At 51.4% G+C, this 22,767-nt stretch carries 20 protein-coding genes, 2 tRNA genes and 1 riboswitch; of the genes, 21 read left to right on the forward strand and 1 reads right to left on the reverse strand.

Going from position 1 to position 22,767, the window contains the following annotated elements:
* Positions 1–5: 5 nt before the first annotated feature.
* Entirely contained in the window at positions 6–794 is a 789-nt protein-coding gene (locus ACTQ3K_RS05565) for an HAD family hydrolase (protein WP_441566249.1), read from the forward strand.
* Between the two features lie 77 nt (positions 795–871).
* The gene (locus ACTQ3K_RS05570) at positions 872–1,879 is read left to right on the forward strand and encodes an aldo/keto reductase (protein ID WP_441566250.1); all 1,008 of its coding nucleotides are present in this window, start codon (positions 872–874) and stop codon (positions 1,877–1,879) included.
* Between the two features lie 132 nt (positions 1,880–2,011).
* Here the strand turns inward: ACTQ3K_RS05570 and ACTQ3K_RS05575 are convergent, their stop codons facing one another.
* Positions 2,012–2,572, reverse strand: coding sequence for a biotin transporter BioY (locus ACTQ3K_RS05575; protein WP_441566251.1), 561 nt, complete (start codon positions 2,570–2,572; stop codon positions 2,012–2,014).
* 360 nt (positions 2,573–2,932) lie between these two features.
* Between ACTQ3K_RS05575 and ACTQ3K_RS05580 the strand changes: the two genes are divergently transcribed.
* From ACTQ3K_RS05580 to ACTQ3K_RS05670, 19 genes are all read left to right on the forward strand, one after another.
* A complete protein-coding gene (locus tag ACTQ3K_RS05580; protein WP_441566252.1) occupies positions 2,933–4,369 on the forward strand; it encodes an L-fucose/L-arabinose isomerase family protein in 1,437 nt (478 codons plus the stop codon).
* 381 nt (positions 4,370–4,750) lie between these two features.
* Positions 4,751–5,458, forward strand: a complete 708-nt coding sequence (pyrH, locus tag ACTQ3K_RS05585; protein ID WP_441566253.1) for a UMP kinase — start codon at positions 4,751–4,753, stop codon at positions 5,456–5,458.
* A 16-nt stretch (positions 5,459–5,474) separates the two neighbouring features.
* Positions 5,475–6,029, forward strand: coding sequence for a ribosome recycling factor (gene frr / locus ACTQ3K_RS05590; RefSeq protein WP_441566254.1), 555 nt, complete (start codon positions 5,475–5,477; stop codon positions 6,027–6,029).
* Between the two features lie 98 nt (positions 6,030–6,127).
* Positions 6,128–6,850: an isoprenyl transferase gene (locus ACTQ3K_RS05595; RefSeq protein WP_441566255.1), complete on the forward strand. Its 723-nt coding sequence runs from the start codon at positions 6,128–6,130 to the stop codon at positions 6,848–6,850.
* Entirely contained in the window at positions 6,843–7,691 is an 849-nt protein-coding gene (locus ACTQ3K_RS05600) for a phosphatidate cytidylyltransferase (RefSeq protein ID WP_441566256.1), read from the forward strand. The genes ACTQ3K_RS05595 and ACTQ3K_RS05600 overlap by 8 nt, the downstream gene beginning before the upstream one ends.
* Positions 7,692–7,717: 26 nt before the next feature.
* Entirely contained in the window at positions 7,718–8,860 is a 1,143-nt protein-coding gene (locus ACTQ3K_RS05605) for a 1-deoxy-D-xylulose-5-phosphate reductoisomerase (protein ID WP_441566257.1), read from the forward strand.
* Positions 8,861–8,865: 5 nt separating this feature from the next.
* Positions 8,866–10,164, forward strand: a complete 1,299-nt coding sequence (rseP, locus tag ACTQ3K_RS05610) for an RIP metalloprotease RseP (protein ID WP_441566258.1) — start codon at positions 8,866–8,868, stop codon at positions 10,162–10,164.
* Positions 10,165–10,176: 12 nt separating this feature from the next.
* On the forward strand, positions 10,177–11,238 hold the full coding sequence (gene ispG, locus ACTQ3K_RS05615) for a flavodoxin-dependent (E)-4-hydroxy-3-methylbut-2-enyl-diphosphate synthase (RefSeq protein ID WP_441566259.1): 1,062 nt from the start codon (positions 10,177–10,179) through the stop codon (positions 11,236–11,238).
* Positions 11,239–11,260: 22 nt separating this feature from the next.
* Entirely contained in the window at positions 11,261–15,673 is a 4,413-nt protein-coding gene (locus tag ACTQ3K_RS05620; protein ID WP_441566260.1) for a PolC-type DNA polymerase III, read from the forward strand.
* Positions 15,674–15,690: 17 nt separating this feature from the next.
* Entirely contained in the window at positions 15,691–15,999 is a 309-nt protein-coding gene (locus tag ACTQ3K_RS05625) for a metal-sensing transcriptional repressor (RefSeq protein ID WP_441566261.1), read from the forward strand.
* A 127-nt stretch (positions 16,000–16,126) separates the two neighbouring features.
* Positions 16,127–16,200 (forward strand) — tRNA-Pro (locus ACTQ3K_RS05630).
* 32 nt (positions 16,201–16,232) lie between these two features.
* A tRNA-Glu gene (locus ACTQ3K_RS05635) sits at positions 16,233–16,304 on the forward strand.
* Positions 16,305–16,442: 138 nt separating this feature from the next.
* Positions 16,443–16,627: riboswitch (cobalamin riboswitch) on the forward strand.
* A 270-nt stretch (positions 16,628–16,897) separates the two neighbouring features.
* Entirely contained in the window at positions 16,898–17,917 is a 1,020-nt protein-coding gene (gene galE / locus ACTQ3K_RS05640; protein WP_441566262.1) for a UDP-glucose 4-epimerase GalE, read from the forward strand.
* Between the two features lie 53 nt (positions 17,918–17,970).
* The gene (locus ACTQ3K_RS05645) at positions 17,971–19,320 is read left to right on the forward strand and encodes a D-alanyl-D-alanine carboxypeptidase family protein (protein WP_441566263.1); all 1,350 of its coding nucleotides are present in this window, start codon (positions 17,971–17,973) and stop codon (positions 19,318–19,320) included.
* A gap of 79 nt (positions 19,321–19,399) precedes the next feature.
* The gene (locus tag ACTQ3K_RS05650) at positions 19,400–20,245 is read left to right on the forward strand and encodes a riboflavin kinase (RefSeq protein ID WP_441566264.1); all 846 of its coding nucleotides are present in this window, start codon (positions 19,400–19,402) and stop codon (positions 20,243–20,245) included.
* Positions 20,246–20,301: 56 nt separating this feature from the next.
* A complete protein-coding gene (locus tag ACTQ3K_RS05655; RefSeq protein WP_441566265.1) occupies positions 20,302–20,850 on the forward strand; it encodes an RNA polymerase sigma factor in 549 nt (182 codons plus the stop codon).
* Positions 20,837–21,205 (forward strand): DUF4179 domain-containing protein, encoded by a 369-nt coding sequence (locus ACTQ3K_RS05660; protein WP_441566266.1) that lies wholly within the window; start codon positions 20,837–20,839, stop codon positions 21,203–21,205. Before ACTQ3K_RS05655 ends, ACTQ3K_RS05660 begins: the two co-directional genes overlap by 14 nt.
* Positions 21,183–21,815 (forward strand): histidine kinase, encoded by a 633-nt coding sequence (locus ACTQ3K_RS05665; protein WP_441566267.1) that lies wholly within the window; start codon positions 21,183–21,185, stop codon positions 21,813–21,815. Before ACTQ3K_RS05660 ends, ACTQ3K_RS05665 begins: the two co-directional genes overlap by 23 nt.
* A complete protein-coding gene (locus ACTQ3K_RS05670) occupies positions 21,812–22,444 on the forward strand; it encodes a PrsW family glutamic-type intramembrane protease (RefSeq protein ID WP_441566268.1) in 633 nt (210 codons plus the stop codon). Before ACTQ3K_RS05665 ends, ACTQ3K_RS05670 begins: the two co-directional genes overlap by 4 nt.
* Positions 22,445–22,767 lie beyond the last annotated feature (323 nt).

The raw sequence follows: 22,767 nt of genomic DNA on the forward strand, positions 1-22,767 counted from the left end.
GATGTATGATTAAACTGATTGCAACGGATATTGACGGAACCCTGGTAAAGGACGGTTCCAATACCCTGCCGGACAAGCTGGCAGAAACCATTGAGCGTGTCATCGACAGCGGAATCGTATTTGCGGCCTGCACCGGACGATCCATGATCAGCGCGAAACGGCTGTTTGGTCCCCTGCAGGAAAAGATCCATTTCATTACCTGCAATGGAACTCAGGTGGGGCATGGAGGAAAACTGCTGTTTTCCGAAACTCTTGATCGGAAGCTTCTTAATACGATGGCGGCTGAATTCCATGAATATCCGAACGCTGTGCCGTTTTTTACCGGTGCAGATATGATGTACGGCGATATCGATGATAAGGAACTGCTGACCTGGCTGCGGGAAGGGTATCAGGAGGATATCACGGTAGTTCCCGATATGACGAAAGCCCCCGGTGAATTTGTGAAATTAAGCGTTTACGACCGGAATTTTCAGCCGGCGGCCAGCTTCCGGAAGCTCATCGAGAAATGGAAAGGAACCGTCTCCATCGCAACCGCAGGAAAAATGTGGCTGGATATTTACAAGCCCGGAGTCAACAAGGGAACAGCCCTGAAAAAGCTGCAGGAACAGCTTGGAATCACCAGAGAAGAAACAATGGCCTTCGGCGACCAGCAGAATGATATTGGAATGATCCGCGAGGCACAATACAGCTATGCGGTGGAAAATGCGCTGCCTGAGGTGAAACGGGAGGCTGCCGGTGTGTGCGGCGGCTGGGAAAGCCTGGGCGTGTGCAGGGTACTGGAGGAGCTTTTGTAAGCTTGTTTACCCTGAAAAACATAAAGAAGGAATAGTACCATAGCATCAAGAAAAACCTGGGAGGAGGGAATACAGTCATGGAATACAGAATACTCGGAAAAACGGGATTAAAGGTTTCGAGAATGGGATTCGGAGGAATTCCGATCCAGAAGATCGATGAAGAGGGAACGAGGATGCTTTTACAGGAGATGGTGCGCCGCGGAATCAATTATATTGATTCTGCCAGAGGATATACGGTCAGTGAACAGTATATCGGCTATGGCCTGGAGGGAATCCGGGATCAGTTTGTTCTGGCAACCAAGTCCATGGCACGGACGAGAGAAGCAATGGCAGCGGATATCGAGACCAGTCTCCGAAATTTCCGGACCGATCATATTGATCTTTATCAGGTACATAACCCCAGCATGGAACAGCTGGATCAGGTGCTGGCAGAGGGCGGTGCACTGGAGGCACTTCAGGAAGCGAAAACGGCCGGAAAGATCGGCCATCTTGGCATTACAGCCCATTCAACGGCGGTGTTTGAACGGGCACTGGAGCTTGACTGGGTGGAGACCATTATGTTCCCCTATAACATCGTGGAGCAGCAGGGGGCAGAGCTGATAAAAAAATGTAAAGAAAAGAACATTGGCTTTATTGATATGAAGCCGCTGGCTGGCGGAGCCATTGAAAACGGTACTCTGGCACTCCGGTATGTCTGTTCGAATCCGGATGTGACCGTTGTGATTCCCGGAATGGCGGAGATCCGGGAACTGGAAGAAAATCAGAAGGCCTGCGAGAATCCGGAGCCGCTCAGCAGGGAAGAGCTTGCCGGGATCGAGCAGGTGCGGGAGCAACTGGGAACGGATTTCTGCCGTCGATGCAATTACTGCGCACCCTGTACCGTGGGAATCCAGATCCCAAGCGTTTTCCTCTTTGCCGGATACTTACAGCGGTATGATCTGGAGAAATGGGCAAGAGACCGGTACAGCACGTTGGAAGTGAAGGCGTCGGCATGTATTGGCTGTGGAAAATGTGAAACCCGCTGCCCGTACCATCTGCCGATCCGCGAAAAGCTGAAGGTGAGTGCAGCAGATTTCGGAGAATAGGAATTCGTGAAAGGGAGAACGAAGAGGTTATCCCGGAAATCAGAATGAAACGCCCCCGGAGCGGCTTTGATTGCCGCTCCGGGGGCGTTTCTGCAGAAAATGATTCAATGTTAAGAAAATGAACGATCACAGTTATCGATTCCGGACCTGATTGACGGCGTGCCGCAGAACCGGTCCGAGGATTACAGAGATCACGATCTTGGCGCCGTCGCCGGGAAGATAAGGAATACAGCCGGCCCAGAGGCCTGCAATAAATCCGATCTTCATCTGATAGCAGAGCCATACGGTTCCGAACAGATAGCAGACCGCGGTTCCGAGAACCATGCCGATCACATGGAGCCAGTACTTTTTCGGGAAGCGGTCAATGAAGAAGCCGGCGATCAGAGCCATAAAGATAAATCCGATCAGGTAACCGCCGGTGGGGCCGGCCAGCTTGGCGGGACCACCGGTGAAGCCGGAAAATATCGGAAGACCGACAACGCCAAGAAGCAGATAGATCAGATAGCTGATGGTTCCGGCCTTCATGCCGAGTACATACAGGGTGATGTAAATAGCCAGATTGGTAAAGGAGATCGGAACCGGTGTACCGGGGATCTGGATGGATAACGGTCCGAGAATACAGGTGATGGCAGTCATAACTCCGATCAGCGCCATCTGCAGAACGGAGAGTGATCTTGTACTTGTCTTTTCCATGGAAAACTCCTTTTAGTTCGTATGATTTTATGACCGGAATGAGCCGATCAAACGTTGTCATTATATAATGGGAGAGGTGGATTGTCAACCATAAAAATAAAATGGTTAACAGTGAGAAGACGCTTCCTGCAGAGAACTATTTGCACGGACTGCCAAGCACGATAACGGTTGAAATTTTCAATAAAATATGGTAAACTTACAATATATGAAATGAATGATTTCGTATATGAAATGCCATGTATCAAATCCGAAAACTGCCCCGCACAATATCTGAAATGGAAATGCGGGGATCAGGGAGTAAAAACTTCAGAAACAAAACGCGGCGGGGGCTGCGCAAAAGGAGAAAGGAAGGTAAGAATTATGGCAGCATGGAGCAAGAAACCGTTACTGGGAATCATGGGACTGTCGGACGGAGATCCGGTCGTTCATGAGAAGAGCAAGGATGTGGTTCAGCATCAGCTTGATGTGATTAAGGCTGCGCTGGAAAAGGACGGACGCGTTGATGTAGTGGTTGCAGACAATCTGGTGACCTCAGTGGCATCGGCAAAGGAAGAAGCAGAAAAGTTAAAGGCAAAGGGTGTGGACGGAACCATTTTCTCCTACGGCGTATTTGCATGGCCGAACTTTTCCGCAGTGGCAGCAAAGTACGGTCAGGGTCCCTTCCTTCTTGCAGCACAGTTAAATCCGGACTGGCCCGGTATGGTAGCCATGCTGGCAGCAGGCGGTGCGCTGAATCAGCAGGGGATTGCACACTTCCGTGCATACGGCGATTTCAATGATCCTGAAGTGCTTGGACGGATCATCACCTTCGCAAAATGTGCCCATGTGGTGACCAGCTTAAACGGACAGAAGTATGGTCTTATCGGCGGCCGTTCCCTCGGTATGTACAGTGCAACCGTTGATATGCAGGACTGGGAAGACAAGTTCGGAGTGGATATTGAGCACTGCGACCAGAGTGAGATCGTCCGTCTGGCAGCTGAAGTGCCGGAGGCACAGGTAGAAAAGGGCTTTAACTGGCTGACCGAGAAATGTAAGGAAATCAAATATGACGGAAACAAGCTGACACCGGAGAAGCTGAAAACGCAGATCCGTCATTACGAAGCCATTAAGAAGATCCAGAAAGATAACGGCTTTGATTTTGTAGGCGTGAAATGTCATTATGACATGAGCTGCCATTACTGCACCGAATGTATCGCAGCGGCCTTCATGAACGATCCCTATGACTGGGACGGTCCCAAGGAGCCGGTGGTTTATGCCTGCGAGGCTGATTCCGATGCGGCGCTGACCATGCAGATCTTAAAGCTTCTGACGAATGATCCGGTAGTCTTCATGGATGTCCGCCACTGGGATGAGGAGAATCAGGTTCTGGAATTCTGTAACTGTGGTTCCGAGTCCACCTGGTATGCAGCAAAGAGTGATGATCCCGATGAGAACATGAAGAATGTAACGCTGTTCCCCTGCCTGGATATTTATGCAGGCGGCGGCTGCCATGTAAACTGCCAGACAGCTCCGGGCCTCTGCACCATTGCAAGACTCTGCCGCTCCATGGATGAGAACGGAAAGCGGAAATATCGTATGGTAATGTTTACTGCAGATCTGGTATCCATGCCCAAGGAACGCGAAAAGCTGACCAACGAAGAATGGCCTCATAACTTCGCAAAGCTTCATTTTGATTACCATGTATTCCTGGATAACTTCGATGCCAATCACGCACACGCCGTATACGGCGATCACATTGATGAATTAAAGACCATCTGCAAGATGATGAACATCGATGTAGAAGTACTGGGCGAATAAAGCTGCGCTGTAATTGCATATTAAAAAAGACAGGCCCGCTCCTTATTTTGGAGAGGGTCTGTTTTATAATCTGACGGTTCGTCCGCTGTTCATACTGTGCCGCGGCGGAAGGTAATTCACCCGCAGCAGCGATATGCCGGGCCGACGTGAAAAGAAAGCTTCCGGCAGCAAGCCCACTGCCCGCACCAGACAGAGGCAACTTCGATATGTGCCGGTTGGCTGGCGCGGGCAGTGGGCGAGCAGTGAGAAGCGCTCACTTTTTTGCGCGGCCGAAACCTCTTTTTCCCCTTGTCTCCCGCCCATACTCTGTGTTATACTGTAGTCAAATTGTTATCGGAGAGGGGCTTCTCCGGTCTATGATAAATAAAAGTGAGGAAAACCATGGATAAAGCAAGACGTGTACTTTTAAAACTCAGCGGTGAGGCGCTGGCGGGGCCGGCCGGAAAGGGGTTCGATGAGGCAACGGTCAAAGCAGTGGCAAAGCAGGTAAAGCCGTCCAGCGATGCGGGTGTGCAGATCGGGATCGTGATCGGCGGCGGAAATTTCTGGAGAGGACGTTCCAGCAATGCCATTGACCGGCCCAAGGCAGACCAGATCGGCATGCTTGCAACGATCATGAACTGTATCTATGTGTCTGAAATCTTCCGTTCGGAGGGCATGGATACCGAGATCTTTACGCCGTTTGCCTGCGGAACCATGACGAAGCTGTTCTCAAAGGATGAGGCAAACCGGTGCTTTAAGGAAGGAAAGATCGTATTTTTTGCCGGCGGAACGGGACATCCGTATTTCTCGACCGATACCGGAATCGTTCTTCGCGCCATTGAAATGGAGGCCGATGTGATCCTCCTTGCGAAGGCAGTGGACGGCGTGTATGACAGCGATCCGGCAAAGAATCCGGATGCGAAAAAGTATGATACCGTTTCCATTGATGAGGTGATCGCAAAGAAGCTGGCGGTGATGGATCTGACGGCATCGATCCTCTGTATGGAAAATCATATGCCGATGGCAGTCTTCGGACTGGGAGAGAAGGACAGTATCAAAAATGCCCTGAACGGGAAAATCACCGGAACTCTGGTGACCGTGGAATAAGAGGAGGAAAACAGACATGGATGAAAGATTAGCGGTTTTTGAAGATAAGATGGAAAAGGCAGTGAGTGTGCTGAAGAGTGAATACGATACGATCCGTGCCGGACGTGCGAACCCGCATGTACTGGATCAGATCACCGTGGATTATTATGGTGTTCCCAGCGGGATCCAGCAGGTAGCAAACGTATCGGTTCCCGAGCCCAGAATGCTGGTGATCCAGCCCTGGGAAAAGAGCCTGATCAAGGCGATTGAAAAGGCAATCCTGACATCGGATCTTGGAATCAATCCCAGCAACGATGGCAGCGTGATCCGTCTGGTGTTCCCGGAAATGACCGAGGAGCGCAGAAAAGATCTGGCCAAGGACGTGAAGAAAAAGGGCGACCAGGCCAAGGTTGCGATCCGGAACGTGCGCCGTGATGCAAACGATTCCATTAAGAAGCTGCTGAAAAACAGCGAAATCTCCGAGGACGAGCAGAAGCAGTACGAGGAGAAGATCCAGAAGATGACGGATAAGTTCATCGAGAAGGTGGACAAGGAAATCGATGTGAAGAGCAAGGAAATTCTTACCGTTTAAGGCAGTACCGGAAATTTTGAATAGCAGGGGGCAGGCACAGCAGTTCCTGCCTCCTTTATCCTTTTCATAGGAATACCGCGGAACAGACAGGAGGAAGAATGGAAGAAAACGAAAAAAAGGTGCCGGCCCATGTGGCGATCATTCTGGACGGAAACGGAAGATGGGCGAAGAAGCGTGGCCTGCCCCGCAGCATGGGACACCGGGAGGGCTGTAAGGTTGTGGAACAGACCGTAGAGGATGCGGCAAAACTGGGAATCCGCTATCTGACCGTATATGCGTTTTCCACAGAAAACTGGAAGCGTTCCGCAGAGGAAGTGGGAACGCTGATGCAGCTGTTCCGTTATTATATGAAGCGGCTTCTGAAGGTGGCAAAGGCAAATAATGTCCGGGTTTGCATGATCGGCGAGCGCAGCCGGTTTGACAACGATATTATCGAAGGGATCAACCGCCTGGAGGAGGAGACAAGGGATAATACACAGATGACGTTCACCATTGCGGTCAATTACGGAAGCCGTGATGAGATCACCAGAGCAGTGCGCCATATGTTAAAAGACTGCCAGACAGGAATCCTTTCTCCCGATCAGGTGAGCGAGGAGACTATTTCCGGCTATCTTGATACCAGGGAGATTCCCGATCCGGATCTTCTGATCCGCACCAGCGGCGAGGAACGGCTTTCCAACTTCCTGCTGTGGCAGCTGGCCTACGCGGAATTCTATTTCACCGATGTGCTGTGGCCGGATTTCAACAAAGCGGAATTGGAAAAAGCCATTGAGAAATATAATAGCAGAGACAGAAGATTTGGAGGAGTGAAACATGTTTAAGACGAGACTTATCAGCGGGATTGTTCTGGTGCTCATCGCGTTCGGCCTGCTTTACACCGGCGGCTATGTATTGGCAGCAGCACTGGGGATCATTTCCCTGATCGGAATGTTTGAACTGAACCGTACCGTAAAGTCGGAAAAGAGTCCGCTGGCGGCAGCAGCCTATCTGGCGGCTGTGGTCTATTATATGCTTCTGATGATGACAAAGGATGCGACTGTGGATACGCTTCCTGTTATATTTTTCGTGGCATTTCTCATTGTCCTCATGGCGGTTTATGTATTTTCCTTTCCGAAGTATGAGGCAGGGCAGGTTATGACGGCGTTTTTCAGCCTGATCTATGTGGCAGTCATGCTCTCCTATATTTACCGCACAAGACTCATGGGCGGCGGAAAGCTTCTGGTATGGCTGGTATTTTTAAGCTCCTGGGGCTGCGATACCTGTGCATACTGTGTCGGCATGCTCATCGGAAAGCATAAGATGGCACCGAAGCTGAGTCCGAAAAAATCGGTGGAAGGCGGAATCGGCGGCATTGTGGGTGCCGGGATCCTGGGCCTGATCTTCGGACTGGTATTTCAAGGAGGCCTGGCGGGTGAGCTGGGCAATCCGGTTCTGGACTGTGCCATTATCTGTGTGGTCGGCGCGGTAATCTCTCAGATCGGTGATCTGGCAGCATCTGCCATCAAGCGGAATCACGGTGTAAAGGATTATGGAACGCTGATTCCCGGCCACGGAGGAATCCTGGACCGGTTCGACAGTGTAATCTTTGTGGCCCCCGGAATTTATTACACCATCGTACTGTTGACGGAGGGCGTTTCGGCGCTGGGAAGATTTCTGCAATAAAATTTCAAATGGGAGAATACTAGAAGATGAAAACAATTTCAGTTCTCGGCTCCACCGGTTCCATCGGAACTCAGACCCTTGAGGTGGTGCGGGCCAATCGGGATATGAAGATCACGGCACTGGCAGCAGGAAGCAATATTGATCTGCTGGAGAAGCAGGCAAGGGAGTTTAAGCCTCGCGTTGTAAGTGTCTGGAATCCGGAGCGTGCCAGGGAACTGGCAGTCCGTCTGGCAGATACAGGGATTCGTGTCGGCTCCGGTATGGACGGACTTCTGGAGGCGGCGACGGAGGAAACGGCGCAGGTGGTTGTGACGGCAGTGGTCGGAATGATCGGGATCCGTCCTACGGTGGCGGCTATCGAGGCAGGAAAGGATATTGCCCTTGCCAATAAGGAAACGCTGGTGACCGCCGGACATCTGATCATGCCGCTGGCAAAACAGCATCAGGTTCAGATCCTTCCCGTGGACAGTGAACACAGTGCGATCTTTCAGTCCTTAAACGGGGAGCATGGAAATAAGATTGACAAGATCTTATTGACGGCCTCGGGCGGTCCGTTCCGGGGAAAAACAAAGGCAGAGATGGAGCATGTACGACTGGAGGATGCCTTAAAGCATCCCAACTGGAGCATGGGACATAAAATCACCATTGACTGTTCAACCATGGTCAATAAAGGACTGGAGGTTATGGAGGCAAGATGGCTGTTCGGTGTGGAGATGGACGATGTCCAGGTGGTGGTACAGCCGCAGAGTGTGATTCATTCCATGGTGCAGTTTGAGGACGGAGCTGTGATTGCCCAGCTTGGAACACCAGACATGAAGCTGCCGATCCAGTATGCCCTGACGTATCCGGAGCGCCGGGTGATGAACGGGAAAAGGCTGGATTTCTGGGATTTAAAGGAAATTACCTTTGAAAAGCCGGATTTTGAAAACTTCCCCGGACTTTCCCTGGCCTATGAGGCGGGAAAAGCAGGCGGCACACTGCCGACGGTGTTCAATGCGGCGAACGAGTGGGCTGTGGCGGCATTCCTGGCCGGAAAGATCCGTTATCCGGAAATTACAGAGATCATCGCAGCTGCCATGGAGGCACATAAACCGGAACAATCGCCGGATCTGGAGACCATTCTCCGGACCGAGCAGGAAACGTATTCGTATATTAAGAACAGGTGGTAATGTTCATGATTTTAAATATCATACTGGCACTTCTTGTATTCAGCATTCTCGTGGTGTCCCATGAGTTCGGACACTTTCTGCTGGCAAAGAAAAACGGGATCGGGGTCATTGAATTTTCTGTGGGTATGGGGCCGAGGATCATAAGCAGAGAAAAGGGCGGGACCAGGTATTCTCTGAAAGCCATTCCCTTCGGCGGATCCTGCCAGATGGTCGGGGAGGATGAAGAAAGCGACAGGGAGGATTCCTTTAACAGCAAATCTCCCTATGCAAGGCTTGCCGTGGTGATTGGCGGTCCGCTGTTTAATTTTATCCTGGCATTTCTGTGCTCGGTGGTGGTGCTTTCCATTGCCGGAGTCAATAAGCCGGTGGTTTACGGCGTGACGGAAGGGTACGGTGCCGAAAAGGCCGGGATCGAGGCGGGCGATGTGATCAAGTCCATCGACGGTCATAAGATCGTCCTGGGCCGAGATATCCAGCTGTATTTTCTGAATCATCCGATGGATGGTTCCGCTGTCGAAATCGAATATGAGCGGGATGGCGAGACATATACCACAAGTCTGGATCCGTCCTACGAAGCCTATATGACCGGATTTTCCTACTATGCATCGGAGGAACCGGCGTCCATCACAGCGCTGACGGAGGGCCTTGATATGGAAAAGCAGGGCGCTCAGGTGGGAGATGTGATCACGGCGGTGAACGGAACAAAAGTAGCAGACGGAAATGCGCTGCAGGCCTACATGAAGGAGCATCCGCTGGAGGACGGCAAGGCCGTTTCCTTTACTCTGGAGCGGAACGGCGAGACCTTTGAGCTTTCGGTTACACCGGCGAAGTATGAGGGCAATACGCTGGGAATGGATGCGGATTCCTACCGGGATAAACATGCAGGTGCGCTGGCCGTTGTGCGCTACAGCTTTTCTGAGGTGCGTTACTGGATGAGCTACACCTTTACCTCCTTAAAGATGCTGTTTACCGGAAAAGCCGGGGTTCAGGATCTTTCCGGTCCGGTCGGGATTGTCAATATGGTGGGGCAGGTGGTGGAAGCCAGCAGGCCGGACGGTGTGCTGTATGTCTTTTTGAACCTGCTGAACTTCGGGATCCTGCTCAGTGTCAACCTTGGCGTTCTGAATCTCCTGCCTCTTCCGGCACTGGACGGCGGACGGCTGGTATTCATACTGATCGAGATCGTCCGGAGAAAACCGGTGCCGCGGGAAAAGGAAGCCATGGTGCATACCATTGGGATTTTTCTTCTGCTGGCGCTGATGGTCTTTGTCATGTTCAATGATATTACAAAGCTGATCCATTAAAGGAGGAGCGTTATGACAGTTCGGGAAAAAACAAAGGAAGTACGGATCGGGGACCGGATCATCGGCGGGGGACATCCCATTCTGATCCAGTCCATGACCAATACAAAAACCGAGGATGTGGAGGCGACCGTATCGCAGATCCACCGGCTGGAGGCAGCCGGCTGTGAGATCATCCGCTGTACGGTTCCTACGGAGGAAGCGGCCTCGGCGGTAAAGGAGATCAAAAAGCAGATCTCGATTCCGCTGGTGGCAGATATCCATTTTAATTATAAGCTTGCTATTGCGGCCATTGAAAACGGCGCTGACAAGATCCGGATCAATCCGGGAAATATCGGAGGGAAAGACCGGGTGGAGGCAGTGGTGTCCGCAGCAAAGGAGCGGCAGATCCCGATCCGCGTCGGTGTAAATTCCGGTTCCCTGGAAAAGGAGCTGGTGGAAAAGTACCATGGAGTGACGGCGGAAGGACTGGTGGAGAGTGCACTGGATAAGGTCCGTATGATTGAAGATATGGGCTATGATAACCTGGTGGTAAGCATCAAGTCCTCCAATGTACTGATGTGTGCCAGAGCCCATGAGCTGATCGCAAAGAAATGTCCTTATCCGCTTCATGTAGGCATCACCGAGGCGGGAACACTGTATTCGGGAAATATCAAGTCAGCTCTGGGGCTTGGAATCATTTTATATCAGGGCATCGGCGATACGATCCGAGTGTCCTTGACGGGAGATCCGGTGGAGGAGATCAAATCGGCGAAGCTGATCCTTCGGACACTGGGACTGCAAAAGGGCGGGATCGAGGTGATATCCTGTCCAACCTGCGGACGGACCAGGATCGATCTGATCAGTCTGGCAAATCAGGTAGAAACGCTGGCAGCCGGGTATGACAACCTGAATCTGAAGCTGGCGGTCATGGGCTGCGTGGTCAACGGGCCGGGTGAGGCAAAGGAAGCAGACCTCGGAATTGCAGGAGGGATCGGTGAGGGTGTCCTTATTAAAAAGGGCGAGATCATTCGAAAAATTCCGGAGAGAGAGCTTCTGGCGGCATTAAAAGAGGAACTGGACAACTGGAAGAACTGATTTTGGGATTAGAAGGTGGAGCATGGGTAAACGGTTTGCGGAAGTGATTCCGGGATTAAAGGTTTCGGAGGAGCTTCAGGGATTTCTGGATGTTATGACGGTGGATCGTGTGACAGCAACAAAGGACCGGAGCAAGATCCGGTTTTTCATCAGCGCGGAGCATCTGATTCCCAAGCGGACGATTTATATGCTGGAGGCGATCATCAAAAAGCAGGTGTTCCCCGGCTATCAGACGGAGGTACGGGTACAGGAAAATTATCATCTTTCCGCCCAGTATACGCCGGAAAAGCTGATGGAATCCTACCGGGACAGCATCCTTCTGGAATTAAAAACCTACAGTCTGATCGAATATAATATGTTCCGCCGGGCGGACTGGAGTTTTCCGGAGCCGCAGATCCTGTCACTGATGGTGGATCCGGATCTGGTAACGAGAAGCCGGATCGATGAATTAAAGCGGATTCTGGAGAAAATCTTCAATGAACGGTGCGGCTTCGGCGTAGAAGTCCGCTATTTCTTCCGGGAAGAGGAAAGCGGGCGTCATGAGGCGGAGATCGAGGAACAGACCAGAAAGCAGGCGGCTCAGGTGGCGGCCCGGTCGGCAATCTCGGCAGCTCCGGCGAAAAAAGAGAAAGAAGAGGAAGCGAAGCCTGCACCGAAGAAGCGGAGCCATTACAGCAAAAAGGTCAAGGTCCATCATGATGATGTGGTATACGGCTATGATTTTGATGACGGTGATGAGATCTCCATGAACCAGATCATCGGAGAGATGGGCGAAGTAGTGGTGGTCGGAAAGGTAATCCGCCTGGAGGAGCGATTGCTTCGCAGCGGAAAGACCATTATGATCTTTGACCTGACCGATTTTACGGACACCATCACGGTGAAAATGTTTATCAAGCCGGAAATGCTGGATGAGGTGAGGGAATTCCTGATAATGGGAGCCTTTTTAAAGCTCAAGGGGATTACCAACATTGATAAATTTGACGGAGAACTGAGTATCGGTTCCGTAAACGGAATCCGGAGGGCTGCGGATTTTACCTCCCGCCGCCAGGACAGCAGCGAGGTGAAGCGTGTAGAGCTCCACTGCCATACGAAGATGAGCGACATGGACGGCGTTTCTGATGTGAAGGATATCATCAAGAGGGCAAAGGAATGGGGCATGCCGGCCCTTGCCATCACCGATCACGGCTGCGTACAGGCGTTTCCGGACGCGTTCCATACCTTTTCCGGAAATGCCTTTGAGACCATCAAGACCGATCCCTTTAAGGTTATTTACGGTGTGGAGGGTTATCTGGTGGATGACTTAAAGGAGGTCGTTGTCCGTTCCGGGGATCAGTCTCTGCGGGATACCTATGTGGTGTTTGATATCGAAACCACCGGCCTTTCCGCCAAGAAAAACAAGATCATCGAGATCGGTGCGGTGAAGGTGGAAAACGGAGAGATCATTGACCGGTTTTCTGCCTTTGTAAATCCCAGGGAACCGATCCCCTTTGAGATCGAGAGACTGACCGGCATCAATGATGGCATGGTCATGGACGAGCCGCCGGTGGAGGAGGTGCTTCCCCGGTTTCTGGACTTTTGCGGTGCTGCAGTCATGGTGGCCCACAATGCGTCCTTTGATATGAGCTTTATCGAGTACAACGCCGAGCAGATTGGGATCGATTTTAAGCCCACCATTGTGGATACGGTGGCACTGGCCAGAATCCTGCTGCCGGAGTTAAAGCGGTTTAAGTTAGATACCGTGGCGAAGGCACTGAATGTTTCTCTGGAGAATCATCACCGGGCGGTGGACGATGCGGAGGCAACGGCTCATATTTTCACGGCCTTTATCGAACGGCTGGAAAAGCGGGAGGTCATGACGCTGGGACAGGTCAATGCGCTGGGTGCCATGTCGGTGGATATGGTAAGGAAAATGCCAACCTATCATGTGATCATTCTGGCGAAAAGTGAGGTGGGACGGATCAATCTGTACCGGCTGATTTCCATGTCCCATCTGACGTATTTTTCCAGACGGCCGAGAATCCCCAAGAGTGAGCTTATGAAGCATCGGGAGGGGCTGATCATCGGCTCGGCCTGTGAGGCAGGAGAGTTATTCCAGGCTGTTCTGGAGGGCGCCCCCGATGAGGAGCTGGAGCGACTGGTAAAATTTTATGATTATCTGGAGGTGCAGCCCATCGGCAACAATGAGTTCATGCTGCGGGAGGGCAAGCACGGAATCAAGGATCAAGAGGATCTCCGGAATCTGAACCGGAAGATTATTGCGTTGGGTGATCAGTGGGGAAAGCCGGTGGTTGCTACCTGTGATGTCCATTTTCTCAATCCGGAGGATGAGATCTACCGTCGGATCATTATGGCAGGCCAGGGCTTTTCCGACTGCGATTTCCAGCCGCCGCTGTATCTGCGGACCACGGAGGAGATGCTGGCAGAGTTTGATTATCTGCCGCCGGAAAAGGCATATGAGATCGTTGTCACCAACAGCAACATGATCGCGGAGCAGTGTGAACGGATCGCACCGGTGCGGCCCGACAAATGTCCGCCGGTTATTGAAAATTCTGATGTGGAGCTTCGTACCATGTGCTATGACAGGGCAAAATCGATTTACGGGGAGCCGATCCCCAGGGTGGTAGAGGAGCGGCTGGAAAAGGAGCTTCATTCCATCATCACCAACGGATTCGCCGTAATGTATATCATTGCCCAGAAGCTGGTGCATAAGTCCAACGAGGATGGCTATCTGGTGGGCTCCAGAGGCTCAGTTGGATCCTCCTTTGTGGCAACCATGTCGGGAATCACAGAGGTAAATCCACTGCCGCCTCATTATTACTGCACAAAATGCCATTATTCCGATTTTGATTCGGAGGATGTAAAAAAGTTCGCCGGCGGAGCCGGCTGTGATATGCCCGACAAGATCTGTCCGGTCTGCGGGGAAAAATTAAAGAAGGATGGCTTTGACATCCCCTTTGAGACCTTCCTGGGCTTCAAGGGTGACAAGGAGCCCGATATTGACCTGAATTTCTCCGGTGAGTATCAGAGTAAGGCCCATGCCTACACGGAGGTCATCTTCGGAAAGGGACATACCTTTAAGGCGGGTACCATCGGTACGCTGGCGGATAAGACGGCGTTCGGCTATGTGAAGAATTATTTTGAAGAGCGCGGCCAGAGGAAGCGGAATGCGGAGATCAACCGGATCGTTCAGGGCTGTGTCGGTGTCCGAAGGACAACCGGCCAGCACCCAGGCGGCATCGTTGTTATGCCTCACGGAGAGGAGATCAATTCCTTTACTCCGGTGCAGCATCCGGCCAACGACATGACCTCCGATATCATTACGACACATTTTGATTATCATTCCATCGACCATAACCTCCTGAAGCTGGATATTCTCGGACACGATGATCCCACCATGATCCGTATGCTGGAGGATCTGACCGGTTTAAATGCAAGAGAGTTTCCGCTGGACTCCAAGGAGGTTATGAGCCTGTTCCAGAATACGTCGGCGCTGAAGATTGAGCCGGAGGATATCGGAGGCTGCAAGCTGGGAGCATTGGGGATCCCGGAGTTTGGAACAGATTTTGCCATGCAGATGCTTCTGGATGCCAAGCCTACCTGCTTTTCCGATCTTGTCCGGATCGCAGGACTGGCTCACGGCACCGATGTGTGGCTGGGCAACGCCCAGGATCTGATCTTAAGCGGGCAGGCGACCATTCAGACGGCCATCTGTACCCGAGACGACATTATGATCTACCTCATCGGCATGGGCATGGACAAGAGTCTTTCCTTTACGATCATGGAGGGTGTCCGGAAAGGCAAGGGCCTGAAGCCGGACTGGGAAAAGGCCATGCGGGAGGCCAATGTGCCGGAGTGGTATATTGAATCCTGTAAAAAGATCAAGTACATGTTCCCCAAGGCCCATGCGGCGGCTTATGTGATGATGGCATGGCGGATCGCCTACTGTAAGGTATTTTATCCGCTGGCCTATTATGCGGCATTTTTCAGTATCCGTGCGTCCGGCTTTTCCTATGAGCTGATGTGCCAGGGGAGAGAGCGGCTGGAGTATCATCTTCAGGATTATAAAAACAGGTCAGACAGCCTGTCCCAGAAGGAGCAGGGAACGCTTCGGGATATGCGGATTGTTCAGGAAATGTATGCCAGAGGCTTTGAGTTTCTTCCCCTTGATATTTATCGGGCAAAGGCAGACCGTTTCCAGATCATTGACGGAAAGCTCATGCCGTCCTTAAGCTCCATTGACGGACTGGGCGGAAAAGCGGCGGAGGCCGTGGTGGAGGCGGTGAAGCGTGGCGAACGGTTTTTATCACTGGAGGATTTCTGGCAGAAAACGAAGGTGCCGAAAACAACCATCGATCTCATGGCAGAGCTTGGAATCTTCGGGGATCTGCCCAGAAGCAATCAGCTGTCGCTGTTTGATCTGGAGTTTACCGGATAGAGAAAGGGAGAATCACTATGGAATGCAAAAAAGACTGCTGCAGCTGCGGCAAGATGAAGCATCGGGATGAAAAGGAATATAAGGATCTGATCCATCGTCTGAACCGGATGGAGGGGCAGATCCGCGGGATCCGCTCCATGGTGGAGGAGGATCGCTACTGCGTGGATATCCTGACTCAGGTTCAGGCAGTGAGTTCCGCGTTGAATGCGTTCAGCAAGACCCTTCTCTCCAGTCATATCAAGACCTGCGTGGTGGAGGATATCCGGGACGGAAAGGAAGAGTCCGTGGACGAGCTGTGCCGCACGATCCAGAAACTGATGAAATAAAACAGGCGTTGAGCGGGCGGCAAAACCGCCGCCCGAACCTACCTGAAAAAGCGTCTCAAAAAAATTGAATAAATTGCAAAAAAAATATTGACAATTGAAATAATTTGAGGTATTATAATGGACGTAGCGAGGCGTGGCTCAGTTTGGTAGAGCGCCGTGTTCGGGACGCGGAGGCCGCAAGTTCGAATCTTGTCGCCTCGACTCTACTACATTTTATCAGTTTAATTGAATATGGCCTGTTGGTCAAGCGGTTAAGACGCCGCCCTCTCACGGCGGAAACAGGGGTTCGATTCCCCTACAGGCTACGAAAACCAGTAAATCTTGTATTTACTGGTTTTTTGTTTACAGGAACATACCAACGTTTGCTTGACAGCAACTTTAGCGGTTAAAAAACGTTTTGGTGTTGCATATCACGATCTGCTGTGGTATACTTGTTTTGTGCAAAACGAATTGCCGTGTCAAGTGCCCGCACAGGCGGGGAAAAGGGAATCAGGTGTAAGTCCTGAGCGATCCGGTCACTGTAAGCAGCGAGCGTGCTTCATATTCCATTGCAAACCCTATCATGCGAGAAGGAGAAGCGCCGCAGAGAACTGTAAGTCAGGAAACCTGCTTGATACGTGAGATGGGCTTCCGTGTAAAGCATCACATCCAACAGGGAAAAAATTTTCCTTTCGGTGTCAGCTTATGGGTTAAGCAGACATGTGTTTTGATCTCAATGCAAATGAATGCACAACTTCGTTACCGAGAATGAGTTCGGGCGCAGAGCGTTCCTACTCGCCGGGCTGACTGCCTGTGCGCTGTGCTTCCGGGCTGTGTGCACATTCAAAGAACGGACTGGGGCGCACCACAATGGTGCGCCCTATTTAAATTTTATCAGGATTTCATAAGGAGGAAGGCTATGGCAGTATTACTGACAGGAGGTGCCGGTTATATCGGCACGCATACAGCCATTGAAGTGGCAGACAGCGGATATGAGGTGGTGATCGCAGATAACCTGGCAAACAGCTGTAAAGAGGCTGTGAAGCGGGCAGAAGAGATCTGCGGAAAGAGGCTGTCGTTTTATCAGGCGGATGTGGCAGACCGGGAAGCACTGGAGAAGATTTTTTCGGAGCATTCCATTGAAGCAGTGATCCACTTTGCTGGACTGAAGGCGGTGGGAGAATCGGTGGAGAAGCCGCTGGAATACTATCGGAATAATCTGGACAGTACCCTGACGCTTCTGGAGGTCATGAAGAAGTATGGCTGTCATCAGTTTGTATTCAGTTCTTCGGCGACGGTTTATGGTACGCCGGAGCAGGTTCCGCTGACGGAGGACATGCCCACAGGAAGAAGCTGTACGAATCCTTATGGCTGGACAAAGGTGTTTATTGAACAGATCTTAAAGGATGCGGCTCATGCCGATCCGGAGCTTTCGGTGGTTCTTCTTCGGTATTTCAATCCCATCGGTGCTCATGAAAGCGGAAAAATCGGGGAAAATCCCAACGGAATCCCCAACAATTTAATGCCTTATATCTCCCAGGTGGCCGTGGGACGGCTGAAAAAGCTTCGGGTATTCGGAAATGATTATCCGACACCGGACGGAACCGGAGTCCGCGATTATATCCATGTGGTCGATCTGGCGAAAGGACATGTGTCAGCGCTTTCCTATGCCGGAAAAAACAAGGGGGTTGAGGTGTTCAATCTGGGGACCGGAATCGGATACAGCGTGTTAGATATTGTGAAAACCTTTGAACGGGTAAATCAGATTGAAATCCCTTATGAGATCACGGAGCGCCGGGCCGGCGATATCGCAGAGTGCTATGCAGATGCCTCCAAGGCAGAAAAGATCCTGGGATGGAAAGCAGAAAAGAGCCTGGAGGATATGTGCCGCGACACGTATCGGTGGCAGAAGCAGAATCCAAACGGTTATCAGGGATAGAACCGGGGCCGGAGGCATAGGATAGGAACAAGAACCTCCGGGGGACTGGTAGGATGAAACGATTGATAAAGAAGACAGCAGGAATCCTGCTGTCTCTTTCCATGCTGATGACGGCTGTGGTTCCGGGAAAGGCACAAAGCCGATATGCAGAATGGAATCATGCGGCAGGAAGTGAAGCAGAGCAGATGTCTGGAGAGACGGATCCGGAACAGACAGATTCAGAACAGACAGATCCGGAACAGACAGAAACAGCACAGCCATCGAATGGAACCCGTCCAGCGGGAGCACCGGAGATCACGGCGCAGTCCGCGGTTCTGATGGAGGCATCCACCGGGACGATCCTGTATGAGAAAAATGCAGAAGAAGCCCTTCGGCCGGCCAGCATTACGAAGATCATGACGCTGATTCTGATCTTTGACGCACTGGAGTCGGGAGCGATCACCCTGGAGGAGCCAGTGACCACCAGTGCCCATGCAAAGTCCATGGGCGGCTCCCAGGTGTTTCTGGAGGAGGGAGAGGTTCAGACGGTGGAAACGCTGATCAAGTGCATTGTGATCGCCTCCGGAAACGATGCGGCGGTCGCCATGGCAGAGCATATTGCCGGAAGTGAGGAGGCCTTTGTGACGCAGATGAATATGCGGGCAAAGGCACTTGGCATGACAGAAACCGTCTTTGAGGACTGCTGCGGGCTGACGGATTCGGCGTCCCATCTGACCAGCGCAAGGGATGTAGCGCTCATGAGCCGGGAACTGATCGTCCGCTATCCGCAGATTGAAAAATACAGTACCATCTGGATGGAAAATATCACTCATAACACGAAGCAGGGAAGAAAGGAATTCTGCCTGTCCAATACCAATAAGCTGCTGAAAATGGGAAATTCCTTTACGGTGACCGGACTGAAGACCGGCAGCACCAGCCTGGCGAAATACTGTTTTTCCGGGACAGCCAGACAGGATGGCATGGAGCTGATCGCAGTGATCATGGCGGCACCGGATTATAAGGTACGGTTTCGGGAGGCAGCGGCGCTTTTGAATTACGGATTTGCGTCGTGCAGTCTGTATCAGGACCGGGATGAGATCCGGGAAGTGCTGTCCGGGATCCCGGTGAGCGGCGGAACAAAGCAGAAGGCGGATATCCGTTACGGAGCCCCGTTTTCTTATCTTTGCATGAATGGAGAACAGCCGGGAGACATCGAAAAGGTATTGACGCTTCCGGAGCAGGTTGAAGCACCGGTGAAGGAAGGAGATCCCGTCGGAATACTGGAATACCGGATGGGAGAAACCGTCATCGGCAGTGTGGAGATCCAGGCGGCGGAATCTGTCGAGGCGGCCGGGATCGGGGATTATCTCCTGTGGCTGTTCCGGGCAATGACACTTCGGAGGATGGATACAGAAGCAGCGTAGGATCAGTGGCAAAAAAGCGGAAGAATGACAGGAGATCCGCTTATGTCGGCTTCGAATCAGACAGAAAGAGGATTAGATATTGAAACATACGGACCGATATGAGAAAATAGAGCGAGCCTGTGTGGCATTCGGGCGGTTTGATGGTGTTCATCGCGGTCATCAGGCGGTGCTTCGCCGCCTGAAGGCTCTGGGCGGCTGTTCTGTGGCGGTGAGCTTTGAGACAGAGAACAAGGTATTGACCACAGAAGAGGAAAAAGCATATTTCTTCGCACAGGAAGGGATTGATCAGATGATCTCGGTGCCGGAGCCGGATTGTCCGGCGGGGACTTTTGTAAAAGAGGTTGTGTCAGAAAAGCTGGGAGCAGAGATTCTGGTCATCGGCGAAGAGCATGAACATCGGGAGGAAATCTGCCGGGCGGCAGAGGAGTCTGGAATCCGGGTGGAGCTTGTGAAGACCGTAGAAGATGAAAAAGGCACGATCACTACGAAACGCCTCCTTCAGGCATTTAAAAATGCCGAGTTCGAAAAGTACAGACAGCTTTGCGGCCATCCGTATCTTATCATGGGCGAGGTAGTCCACGGGAAGGCTCTGGGGCGTACTGTGGGAATGCCTACCGCCAATCAGAGTGTGATCTTAAAGAAGCGAAAGCCGGAAAGCGGCGTTTATGCGACTATCAGTCATGTGGCAGGCGGCACTTATCGGAGTCTTACCAATATCGGAACGAGGCCGTCGGTGGATGATTCCGGTGTGGTGACGGTGGAATCCTATCTGCTGGATTTTGACCGGGACATTTACGGCGAGGAGTTCTGTCTGGAGGTCTGGAGATTTATCCGGCCGGTGTATAAATTTAAAAATCTGAAAGCAGTCAAGGAACAGGTAAAAAAAGACCTGGAGCAGGTAAGAGAATCCTGGATTTGTGAATGACCGCTGAAAAATGGCGCTCTGTGGCGGGATGATGTGACGGAAGGGAAGTGAACGGTATGGCTGTCGATGAAGAAGCTTACAGACGATATCTGTGCGGAGATGAAACCGGGCTTGAGGTATTGATGAAAAAATACGGTGACCCGCTGACCTTATACATCGACGGTTATCTGCATGACGTTCACGAAGCGGAGGATTTGATGATCGAAGTTTTTTCCTATCTGTTTACGAAAAAGCCCCGTATTCGTGATGGTGGATTTAAGCCCTATCTGTATAAAGCAGCGAGGCATATGGCCCTGCGCCATAAAAGCAGATGGAAGCGCTTTTTCAGTCTTGACGATCTGACTGAGGGGCCGGACGGACAAGCTCTGGTGGATGAGGTCGTCCAGACAAAGGAACGGGATCAGATTTTGCATTTCTGCATGGACGAGTTAAACCCGGATTATCGGGAGGCACTTTATCTGACTTATTTTGAGGGCATGAGCTACCAGCAGGCTGCCGAGGTTATGGGAAAAAGCCTGAAGCAGATCACCAATATGGTCTACCGGGGGAAAGAGCGTCTGCGCAGCCTGCTGGAACGGGAGGGAATTAGCGATGCGGAGCCATGAGGAACGGATAGAAGAAGTAAAACAGCGTATTGTGGAAAAAGAATGTCAAAAAAGACTGCGGAGAGGCCGGATTGCTGCGGTTTCCAGCGTGGCAGCGTGTCTTGCAGTGATCGTGGGAGTTTCCCTTTTCATGCCCGGGATTGTCGATCGGATCGAGCTTGGGACTACCTCCGGCTTTGAGACGGCAGCAACGATTTTAGGCGGAAACGCCGCGATTGGGTATATCGTGATCGGACTGCTTGCTTTTGTTCTCGGCATATGCGTGACGATTGTATGCTTTCGCATCCGTCAGTTGAACAACGAGGAAGAGAGGAATAAGCAGGAGGGAAACCATGCAGATGGAACTGATCAGTAACGTGTTACAATTTGCGGTTACCCTGTTGGGTTTTTTCCTGAGCGGTATCCGGTATCTGAAAAGCCGGACGCAGGCGTATTTCCTGCTGACCTGTTTTTATGGCTGTTTTGCCCTCGGCTCCCTGTACTGGACGCTGTATCTGTTCTTATTTTCAAAAACACCGCAGGTCTTTTATGTGTCGGAGTTCGGCTGGTTGGCCAGCGTCATATTCCTTTATCTTCTGCAATATACCCTTTCTTCCGCAGAGGAAAGGGGGCATGCGTGCCGCAAAGCTCTGATCGCCGTCCTGATCGGTGTTCTGCTGTGTGTGTTTTATTGTACCTTTGGAGATATTCTCTCCAATCTGCTCTGGTGCAGTATGATGATCGTTGTTTCCTATCATTCCATTCGGGGGCTTTCCTATGCGCGGACACAAACGGGAACCGTGCGGAATATGCGATATTTCCACATGGGAGTGCTGTGCTATGCTGCGGTGGAATATGCCCTTTGGACCTCCGGCTGCCTCTGGCCGGGTGGCTCTGGTTTCAGCTTTTATTGCTGGTTTGATCTTCTGCTGTCGGGCTGTCTGTTTGCCCTGCTGCCAGTCACAGGAAAGGCGGTGCAGGCATGACCTATATTGAAAATGTTTTTATCTGTATGGCATCCCCTCTGCTGATTGCTGCTCTGTGTATGGGAACACGTCAGAGAAAGATTTTTTTGTCCTGCATTGCAGGGATGGGGGTGTGTCTTCTTTCTGCTTACATCAACACGCTTCTCGCTGCGCTTTATGGAGCGGATACCTTTGCTGCTACTGTGGAGATCGCCCCGGTGGCAGAGGAGATCATGAAGCTTCTGCCGCTGCTCTTTTACCTTTTGATATTTGAGCCGAAAACAGAACAGATCAAGAACGCTGCCGTAATCACAGCCCTTTCCTTTGCCACCTTCGAAAACATCTGCTATCTGATTCAAAACGGAGCCGGACATTTTTCTTTTATTTTCTTCCGGGGAATAGGAACAGGAGCGATGCATGTGATCTGCGGAGTCATTGTCGGCGGAGGTCTTGCGTATGTGTGGCGGCGGACGTGGCTGAAGATTGCCGGAACCTGCGGCCTGCTTGGGGCAGCGATCACCTTTCACGCGACCTTTAATCTTCTGATTGCCTACGGAGGTGCGGCACAGTATATCGCCTATCTTCTGCCCGTACTGATTCTTACAGCGGGAAAGCTGATTGCCCGCCATCTGACACAGGAATACAACTGAATGATGGAACGTTGAGAGCTGCTTTTGCGCGGCTCTTAATTTTTTTGTTTCATAGGGGAAAGTGCATTCTATGAAACAAAAAACGAAAAAAATGAAAAAACGAAAAAAAACGTTGAATGAATTTTAAAAATCTGATTTGGGTATAGAAACCATAAGTTAGTCATGCAATGGTATACTGAATAGGTATCCTCCTGCAGAAGGAGGTCCTATGGCGAAAGAAGAAAGGAAAAAGGGGACACATTTAACTTGGGATGACAGGCATGAAATTCAGAAGGGACTGAAAGAACATCGTACCTTTAAAGAGATTGCATACATTATAGGCT

It is taken from the genome of Candidatus Paralachnospira sp. LCP21S3_A2 (genome assembly GCF_052118925.1).
Lineage (GTDB): Bacteria > Bacillota > Clostridia > Lachnospirales > Lachnospiraceae > Lientehia.

Coding starts and splice junctions, on each gene's coding strand:
- pyrH (WP_441566253.1), top strand. CDS start 4,751: ATGGATAAAGCAAGACGTGTACTTTTAAAACTCAGCGGTGAGGCGCTG.
- ACTQ3K_RS05660 (WP_441566266.1), top strand. CDS start 20,837: ATGCGGAGCCATGAGGAACGGATAGAAGAAGTAAAACAGCGTATTGTG.
- ACTQ3K_RS05570 (WP_441566250.1), top strand. CDS start 872: ATGGAATACAGAATACTCGGAAAAACGGGATTAAAGGTTTCGAGAATG.
- ACTQ3K_RS05625 (WP_441566261.1), top strand. CDS start 15,691: ATGGAATGCAAAAAAGACTGCTGCAGCTGCGGCAAGATGAAGCATCGG.
- ACTQ3K_RS05605 (WP_441566257.1), top strand. CDS start 7,718: ATGAAAACAATTTCAGTTCTCGGCTCCACCGGTTCCATCGGAACTCAG.
- ACTQ3K_RS05580 (WP_441566252.1), top strand. CDS start 2,933: ATGGCAGCATGGAGCAAGAAACCGTTACTGGGAATCATGGGACTGTCG.
- ispG (WP_441566259.1), top strand. CDS start 10,177: ATGACAGTTCGGGAAAAAACAAAGGAAGTACGGATCGGGGACCGGATC.
- ACTQ3K_RS05665 (WP_441566267.1), top strand. CDS start 21,183: ATGCAGATGGAACTGATCAGTAACGTGTTACAATTTGCGGTTACCCTG.
- ACTQ3K_RS05670 (WP_441566268.1), top strand. CDS start 21,812: ATGACCTATATTGAAAATGTTTTTATCTGTATGGCATCCCCTCTGCTG.
- ACTQ3K_RS05645 (WP_441566263.1), top strand. CDS start 17,971: ATGAAACGATTGATAAAGAAGACAGCAGGAATCCTGCTGTCTCTTTCC.
- rseP (WP_441566258.1), top strand. CDS start 8,866: ATGATTTTAAATATCATACTGGCACTTCTTGTATTCAGCATTCTCGTG.
- ACTQ3K_RS05620 (WP_441566260.1), top strand. CDS start 11,261: ATGGGTAAACGGTTTGCGGAAGTGATTCCGGGATTAAAGGTTTCGGAG.
- ACTQ3K_RS05575 (WP_441566251.1), bottom strand. CDS start 2,572: ATGGAAAAGACAAGTACAAGATCACTCTCCGTTCTGCAGATGGCGCTG.
- ACTQ3K_RS05565 (WP_441566249.1), top strand. CDS start 6: ATGATTAAACTGATTGCAACGGATATTGACGGAACCCTGGTAAAGGAC.
- ACTQ3K_RS05600 (WP_441566256.1), top strand. CDS start 6,843: ATGTTTAAGACGAGACTTATCAGCGGGATTGTTCTGGTGCTCATCGCG.
- frr (WP_441566254.1), top strand. CDS start 5,475: ATGGATGAAAGATTAGCGGTTTTTGAAGATAAGATGGAAAAGGCAGTG.
- ACTQ3K_RS05655 (WP_441566265.1), top strand. CDS start 20,302: ATGGCTGTCGATGAAGAAGCTTACAGACGATATCTGTGCGGAGATGAA.
- galE (WP_441566262.1), top strand. CDS start 16,898: ATGGCAGTATTACTGACAGGAGGTGCCGGTTATATCGGCACGCATACA.
- ACTQ3K_RS05595 (WP_441566255.1), top strand. CDS start 6,128: ATGGAAGAAAACGAAAAAAAGGTGCCGGCCCATGTGGCGATCATTCTG.